This is a genomic window from Membranihabitans maritimus (assembly GCF_021729145.1).
Taxonomy (GTDB): Bacteria; Bacteroidota; Bacteroidia; order Chitinophagales; family Saprospiraceae; genus Membranihabitans; species Membranihabitans maritimus.
Genome location: NZ_JAJSLW010000025.1, coordinates 56,662 through 65,239, shown reverse-complemented (window position 1 = coordinate 65,239; position 8,578 = coordinate 56,662). Strand labels below are relative to the sequence as shown.

General features: G+C 39.8%; 5 protein-coding genes. All 5 read right to left on the bottom strand.

Annotated elements, in window-relative coordinates:
- Positions 1-2,183, bottom strand: a 2,183-nt coding sequence (locus tag LVD47_RS21105; protein WP_236980431.1) for a choice-of-anchor Q domain-containing protein, incomplete at its 3' end; no start/stop codon positions are given.
- 274 nt (positions 2,184-2,457) lie between these two features.
- Complete coding sequence (locus tag LVD47_RS21100) at positions 2,458-3,783, bottom strand: dicarboxylate/amino acid:cation symporter (RefSeq protein WP_236980430.1); 1,326 nt, start codon at positions 3,781-3,783, stop codon at positions 2,458-2,460.
- Between the two features lie 66 nt (positions 3,784-3,849).
- Positions 3,850-4,695, bottom strand: coding sequence for an alpha/beta hydrolase (locus tag LVD47_RS21095; protein WP_236980429.1), 846 nt, complete (start codon positions 4,693-4,695; stop codon positions 3,850-3,852).
- A gap of 24 nt (positions 4,696-4,719) precedes the next feature.
- On the bottom strand, positions 4,720-5,787 hold the full coding sequence (locus LVD47_RS21090) for a DUF6807 domain-containing protein (RefSeq protein ID WP_236980428.1): 1,068 nt from the start codon (positions 5,785-5,787) through the stop codon (positions 4,720-4,722).
- 40 nt (positions 5,788-5,827) lie between these two features.
- Positions 5,828-8,533 carry a DUF7133 domain-containing protein gene (locus LVD47_RS21085; RefSeq protein WP_236980427.1) on the bottom strand — a complete coding sequence of 902 codons (2,706 nt, stop codon included), beginning with the start codon at positions 8,531-8,533 and terminating at the stop codon, positions 5,828-5,830.
- Between the last annotated feature and the right edge of the window lie 45 nt (positions 8,534-8,578).

Genomic DNA, 8,578 nt, shown 5'->3' with positions numbered 1-8,578 from the left:
TCATCAACAGCCGGCTCCTGTATAAAACGCTCCACTCCACAATTATCCGAGGCATAACTGCTCAGATCCGGCATCGTTTCCATACATTCAGTATCCAGCATCAATTCCACTTCGTCTATAGGAATCACCGGTGAGATTGTATCCAGTACCCATATCGTATCCGTACAGCGAAGTACAGTATCCATTCCGTCTTTAATTAAAAACAAGTTATACAATATGGACGTGTCGGAACAACTGACAGACGGCACTTCAAATATAGTATCTATTACACAGCCCGGAAACTCAGGTAATTCACCCACCAATCCGGATTCATCTACCATTCCTTCGCCATTTTCATCGAGATACACCGTATCGGGCAAACAATACGGCCGCCACTCATACGCGCCCATATCGATTATCCCATTGTATACCCTGGACAGACCGTCCAGGTCTTCTGCTTCCATATTCGCCGTATTGTCTCCCATATCGATGGCCGGGGATCCCGACATCAGCCGGAAGTCTCCTACCGTTGTAGGTATTGCCGACGCGGCTGGGGCATAGGCAAACAAAGGGTCCATGTCAAATTTATTCCCCCCATTATCCGTCACACCGTCACCAACGGAATTTAATGTTGCTAAATCCAGGTCAAATAAGGAGTTTTGGATTGATAGCTTAGAATAAATCATTGAAAAAGCCGGCCCCACTTCCGCATTATTTTGAGTTACAATGCAATTGATCATTGCAGGTGACTCGTCTGGATGGGCACTTCCGAAATGATATATGACTCCACCTACTTCAGCGGTATTACCCGACAATACACAGTTAATCAATTCCGGTGAACTGACTCCATTACTGATGGCTCCAAAATTATACAAGGCACCACCCTCTTCGGCGACATTGCCCGACAAAATACAATTGATCAATTTCGGCGCACAGATCCCACCAAAAATACTGTTACTATAAATAGCGCCACCCTCTTTGGCGGTATTACCCGACAATACACAGTTAATCAATTCCGGTGAACTGACTCCTCTTCCGGCTCCTAAATTATACAAGGCACCACCGGCTGTCAAAGCAGAATTCTCTATAAATACACAATTTTGGATCGTAGGACTGGCCATAATTCCCAGTAATCTACTGTTTAACCAACCTCCCCCTCTTGTATTCTCACTATCATCACCATCCGCATTACCCCCTGTGATGGTGAAGCCGTCCACTATTGTAGCTTTCGATACACTTCGTGTCACAATCACATGGTAACTATTGTCCGAATGATCACCAACTGAGCCGATATCCCCACTGAGCACGGTCTCATAACACGTCGAATTCCGCTCTGACAGCAAACCTCCACCCATTGGAAATCCCCCTAACAGCACCACACTATCTGGTATATTAAATGATGAATCCCGGTTTCCATCATCCGTGGGTAAATAAACTCCCTGAGCTACACAGATAATATCCCCGGATTCTGCAACTGCTAAGGCATCCTGTAAATTGGCAAAGGCCGTAGTCCAGTTCTCCCCGTTCTCCAACCCCATACTATTGCTTTGATCCACATAAAAATAATCCTCTGAAATCACCTCTACATCATCGATCAAGAATCCATCATTACCACCTGCAAAGTAATAATCATCATATTGGGAGAAACGGATAATATAATTTGAAGTATAACTCAAACCATGGATAGCATGGATACTATCCAAACTCAGGTTAAAGTACTGGTACTCCAGGTCTGTATATGACCCACCATTTAAATCCAATACTTTAACAAATGAATTACCTCCGTCATCAGATAAGTATATCCCATCTTGTTCCTCTGTTTCATCATTCCATTCCGCCCACCAAAATTGAAGCCTTACACTATTTTGATTCGATAAATTAAGATGTAGGTCAGCCGTATTGGTATTATAAAATCCACCATCCGGATGATGCATCCCTAGAAAATAGTTTCCGGAATGAGGTTCAGCAGTTAAATTTGACCACATAAATAACCCACCAGGATATACGGCTACTTCTCCGTTAGAGGAACTGCTATTTACCACCCATTCAGGACCTAAACTTCCGGACTCAAATCCGTTGAGATAAGGAAGGGAGACATAATCCTGTCCAAATGAATTCAAATTATATGATATAAATACTAATAACATGAAAGGGATTCGAAAGGGTAATTTAGCTAAAAAACAGGGTAGAGCTATTGTATTCATATTTAACATTTTAGCAAAGAATTTCCTCTTTTTATGTCTTTTTATATCGACATTATTATGGAATTAGATTTTAAAAATTCGTAAAAAAAACCTACAATCAATTGCATTTTTATATACTGCTTTTAAAAACCTTTCAAAGATACTAAATGATGCGAATTTTAAATTGGAAAATTTTAAATTCCAAAATAAAATTATGTCAGGTGTTTTGAAATTGATTTAATTAGAACGGAAATAAAGGTCCCACAAGACCTCTGCAACATGACTAGAATAAAATCTAAATTTTGAGCATGGACATACCTTTTGATTGTTGAAACCGGGACCACCTGTCAAAAATCACGCAAGCGGTAAGGTCCCCGGTAACATTTATAGCCGTCCGAAACATACCTAAAATACGGTCAACCCCTATAATAATCATCAAGCCTTCTGATGGTATACCGGAACTTTGTAAAACAGAAGCCAAAATAACGACACCACCACCCGGTATTGCCGGTGTCCCAATAGATGCAGCTAAAATAGTCACCATGACTAATACAATACTTGAAAGAGACATATCCAAACCATAAACCTGGGACAGGAATACCACTGAAACACACTGAAATATAGCTGTCCCATCCATATTTATCGTTGCACCGACCGGAATAATAAAGTCGCTGATTTTCGAAGAAACGCCCAACTTCTCATCAGCGGTTTTCATCGATAAAGGCATCACAGCAGCACTACTTGTTGTAGAAAATGCAAGCAGCTGCACCTCCCTGATCTTTTGTAAAAATGAAAATGGATTCTTCTTCCCCAGAACACTAACAAGAACCATATAAACAATTAACATAATCGCCAATCCCAACAGCACAATAATAATATAATATCCCAAACCCGATAAACTCTCAAGACCTGCATTGGATACCAATTGTGCGGTAAGTCCAAAAACGGCATATGGGATTAAAAGCATTGCCCAGGAAACTACTGTCATACAAATTTCCTGAATTGAATAAAACAAATTAATTAATGGTTTCGCTGCATCATCTTTCATTTCAGTAATAGCAATGCCAACAATTATGGTAAATATCACAATGCTAAGCATTTCACCTGAGACCATAGATGCAAGTGGATTGGAAGGAAGTAGATCTGTAATGGAATCTGGTATATTGACAAATGAAGAAGAGGGTTGAGCATTTTCAGCGCCTACATTATCTTCTGTGTAAAAAGCACCACTCTCAAAAAGGTATTTACCAGGTTGAAATATTTTTGACAAAAAGAGCCCGATAGAAATTGAAATAACCGTCGTAGCTAAAAAATAAAGTACTAATCGAAGCCCCATTTTTTTTAATTCCTCACCTGTATTACTGATTATTCCTGAAACGATAGAAGTAAATATTAATGGGATCATGATCATTTGTACCAGTTTCAGGAATAGATTCCCCGGCAGTGCTAACCAATCTCCGATCGATTTGCTAACAGATGATTCTACCCATCCTATAGAAGGACTTAGAAGCCAGCCAATAGCTACACCCATTACCATTGCAATAATGACTTTAAGCCAAAGCTTTCCTTCTGTTAACCGCTGTAAGTAGTGGGAAAGAGTATTTAGTGGTACTATTTTCATAACAGTTTAAAAAGAGACCCTAGAAGATAAACTTTTTTTTCATTCAACCAACATATTAACTAAGAACTACTGGTCAATAATTGCTTTTGGAGCTCCCTCCAAATACCCAAGGGAATTAAGAAATTTATCAGCTTCTCTTACCGTTGAAATATAATTATCAGGGTGCGAATAATTAAAAAAACCGTGGGGTTCATTTTGGTACAGGAATAAATCACACCGGCTACCTACTCGTTCCATGACCTTCTTATAGTATTTGACGGTTTCAACAGGTATCAATTTATCCTTTGTTCCTAAAAATAATATCGTAGGTGGCGCCCCTTCCCTGATATTGTGAAGGGGTGAAAAGGCTTTGTAATCATCACCTATCCGCTCGTACCCATACCCTCCGGGTCCATTGTCTATCACAGGATTAAAAAGAACCAGCACATTGGGAACGCAACTTATTGCCATGTTATCTCCTTCTTCATTGTACTTCTCTACAAAGGCAGTTGCAGCAGCTAAATGACCACCTGCAGACCCCCCTGAAGCTATAATTCGTGAAGGATCTATTTTATACTCTTTCGCATTTTCCCGAACATATCTAATGGCAGATTTAGCGTCTTTAAGGGATTCAAATGGGGAAGTCCCCTGACGACTCTTCACTCTATAATCAGCAGCAAAACAAACGATACCACGAGATGAAAAATATTCGGCATGAGGTTGGAAGTGATTTACATTACCCCCGTGCCAACCTCCACCAAAAAAGAAAACCATAGCAGGATAATTATTTCCATCCTTATAATCCTCGGGCAAATAAATGTCCATTGACAACTCGGTTGTATCAAACTTTTTATACACTTTAGTCAAATCCTGAGAGTAGGAATATGACAAAGATCCAATTAAAAAACCCATTACAAGGATAAAACTCTTCATTTGTTTGCTATTGATTATAAATTTCTAAAATGATCCATTTGGCCGGCCAAATTCATCTGCCAAGGCATTTATCTCCTCATCACTTAACGTTTTTCCGGAACAAATAATAGTCCGGTATTTCATAGTGAATGAAGTCCCGTTATCAATCGAAAAATTTAATTCCTCATCTCCATCAGTAAAGTCTTTGACTCCAAATGGATTGGCTGAAAAGAGTCCATATCCCCGCGCATGCCAATACGTTGGATAATTTACATTCTCAGGATGATCAAAAATTATCAGAGATACCTCATTTCCATCAATTTCACCAGAAAGTGAAACCCATCGCGCTCGTTTCCCCCAAACCTCAAGACCTGTAACTCCATAACTATTCAAATAATTCCCGGAAACATTCTTATTCGATTCTTTTTTTACTTTTTTCCATTCTTCTCCTTCCTTTTCCAAAACTGTCACACCTCCTTCCGATGGCAACTCCAGGTTCCGGTTGACACGTATGGCAAAACTTCCCTCTTTTGTGTCATTGAAGTTTGCATTCCCATTAACCGCTGTTAGTGTCGTCGTTCTGTCTATCAAGAAAGTATAATTATCAACCACCCTAAAATTAAAAGCTGTTTCTTCCGCTATCATATCATTGCCCATAGGTCCAACCCAAGTTGCTGATACTTTCAATTTACCTGTATTATTATTCGATGAAAACTCCTGTATTTCGCCATGTTCTATTGTCCCTAAGTTCGACCTTGTAAGTCCTTCAGCCCCATGTCCCCAAAAATCAATTCCATTTACATTCCCGTAATTCAACCACATCCCTACATGGTGTTTGTGATCTGCTCTTTCCCCTTCCCGAGGAGCAATTGGAAATCCTCTCGTCACTTCTTTTCCATCCAATGTTCGAATCGGATACAATACGGGTTTGAAAATACTTTCAGGCCATTGATAAGAAGTAATTAAATCATCGCCAACTAACACATCCACTCGATTTTGGTCCTCCTTTTGAATTATTTTCAATAGGTTTTTAGATGTGTTATTTTTTAGAACACTGCAAGACCAATGGCTTAGAGCAAGTATCAAGACAAACAAAAGAGATTGAATTTTCATTATTTCCGTTTTATCGATTACTGAGTCCAAAATAAGATCCCTACCGGGCATATAATTTCAGTTGTTTCATTCCCCATGGAAACTCACAACCTTCCTTTTCAATTATCCTAACAAACTTTCCTGTTGCAAATGATGGAACAGCAATAATATTATCGCCCTTTACTCCTTTGCCTGAAGATACCTCTTTCCATTTTTCTCCGTCATTGGAAACAGCTACTGAATATGATCTTGGATAATTTTCTTCATTCGATTCAAATTGAATTTCAGCAAGAGTAATAGATGATGGCAATTCAACCTGGAAATACATCCCGGGACTTTGATTTTTTTCCGATTTCCACCCCTTATAAGTAAAAGCATATCCAGGGTCCCTTGTCGATCCGACTCCCTGTAATGCAGTGCTGCTTGCCGTCACCTTCCAATCCCTTTCTGGTGATAATACTTTGGGAATTTCCTCACGTAATTCACTATAATTATACGTAGTATTTCGCGCTCTTGTGATTTCCCGGATTTTAGCCACATATTCAGGACTAACAAAACTTCCTTCATTTCCAAAATCATTTCTAATGTAAGATATTACAGAAGCTATCCATTCGTCATTGTTTGCGTCCATTGCAACCATCACACCTTCATATTCCTTCCCATCAATAGCCCCGGTCAACCCGTGCAAAAGAGTTTTCACCGCATATTCAGGATGTCCCTGAATTCGATCCGAGCCCGAAAACGCAGGAGCAATAATATCTCCTTCCCTTCCAGTAGGGGTTCCAAGTCCCTCAACCCCGTGGCATGTAGAACAGAATCCATCGTAAATTTCTTTCCCTTTATTGAAAAGTGCCAATTCAGGTCCAGAATATTTAGAGTCTTCCATTTTCCTTTTTTCCTCAATATTTTCCAATATTTGATGGCCTACAACTTGCACCCCTTTAGATGAATTAGACTTCAAAGTAGAGACAATGTTTTTTTCAATACCATCAATTCCCAATAAATACATTGTTTGCAGTGTTTGGATAACAACACTTACATCTTCGTCTTTTAATAAGTCTTGGTAATAACTGCCCAATCCGGTAGCACCATATTTGTAAAGCGTTTCACTTGCGCGCAATGCCTGAATACGAATATTTGGATTTGAATCCTCCAAAATTTCTTCAACCAGACTTACCTCTAAAACACCAAGGCCCTCCAGGGTCCACAATGCGTGTATACGTGCCAATTCATTCTCAGCATCTTTAACCAACGTAATCAAATCATCTTTGACTGATTTATCCTGCCTGAGAATCAACAATTGCTGTGCTTTATCTCTCCACCAGCCATTGGGATGGCTGAGATGTGCAACTAATTCATTACTCGATTCATCAAACATTCGGGGTTTGTCCTTGCTTCGTTTTATACCTTCATAGGTCACTCGCCATATCCTACCGTTTTCTATAATATCATCCATTTGGTACTGCTGGATCTTGGTTCTGAGATAACTTCCCTCTTGCGTCCAATTTCCTTCCTGAATAATACCCCGGTACATATCAACTATATACATTGTACCATCAGGGGCTGTAGCCATATCCACAGGCCTAAATAACGGATCTGTAGATTGAAGAAATTCTGATTCGCTCTTTATGTAATAATTTTGGGCATACGTTAGCCCCTCCCTCTTTTCTGTATGTACTCTTCTCACTATCCTCGCAACCGGCTCACCATAAAAATATTCACCAATTAATTCCTTTGGCAAACGATCTCCCCTGAATACATCATTTCCAGCTGCACCTGTTACGTTATTGAGTGATCCATCTTCCTTGGTTTCTCGCATTCCCGGTTCAAAGTCTTCCAGTCGAATAAGGCTATAAGGGACTCTAAACCCTTCTTCAAATTGTCCTTCTACTCTATAATTACCATATACAATCGGAAATTGAAAATTAGAAGGTACTCCACTGGCACCATTTTGGAACCATATCTGACCATAATTATCCTGCGTTACACCCCACTGCCCATATGGATTGCCTGTTTTTTCTTTAATGACACCATCCGGAGTCCATCGAATCCGCAATGCATTGTAGGTGGAATACATCCAATTGTCCAGGGTCCAGGTAAGAAAACTAGTTTGATGCTCCACATTTCCTGAACGTCCCAAACCAGTGGAAAACAATTCCTTCTTATCTGCTTTACCATCATCATCCGTATCGGTATACTTATAGACATTGTCTTCATTAGACTCCATAGAAAGTATGGTACCGGGACCAAAAGGTACCACAAAACGCGGGAACACGAGGCTATCCAAAAACACAACCCCTTTGTCGTAATATCCATCATTGTCCGTATCTTCCCAGCGGGATATACGACTCAATGGTTTTAGTTCGTCTGTTGCGTCGATATCCTGCATATAACTCCGCAATTCAAGAACATACATTCGTCCATTACCATCGAACTGAACAGCAGCTGGTTCTTTGACATCAGGTTCAGTAAGAACAGGATCAATTTGATACCCATCCTGAAGGACAAATCGCTCTTTTTCCTCTAGCACAGATACGGGAACAACCGGTGGTTTCGGAGACAGGTCAATCCCTTTCCAACGAGGGGATTCAAGGTCCGCATTTTCAGGTATCTCAATAGTTGGATAAGGTTGTTCAACCCGTTTAGGGTCAAGACGTTCAACCGGAGAAATGGAAAAATCAGGTTTCTTCTTTTCATTATTAGAACATCCTATTATAAGAATTGAAAAAAGAAAAAAAGAAATTGGTATACGCATTATTGATGACATGAAAAGCATTTACTTATAAAAATAGTAAAATTAAAGCTTTAACAA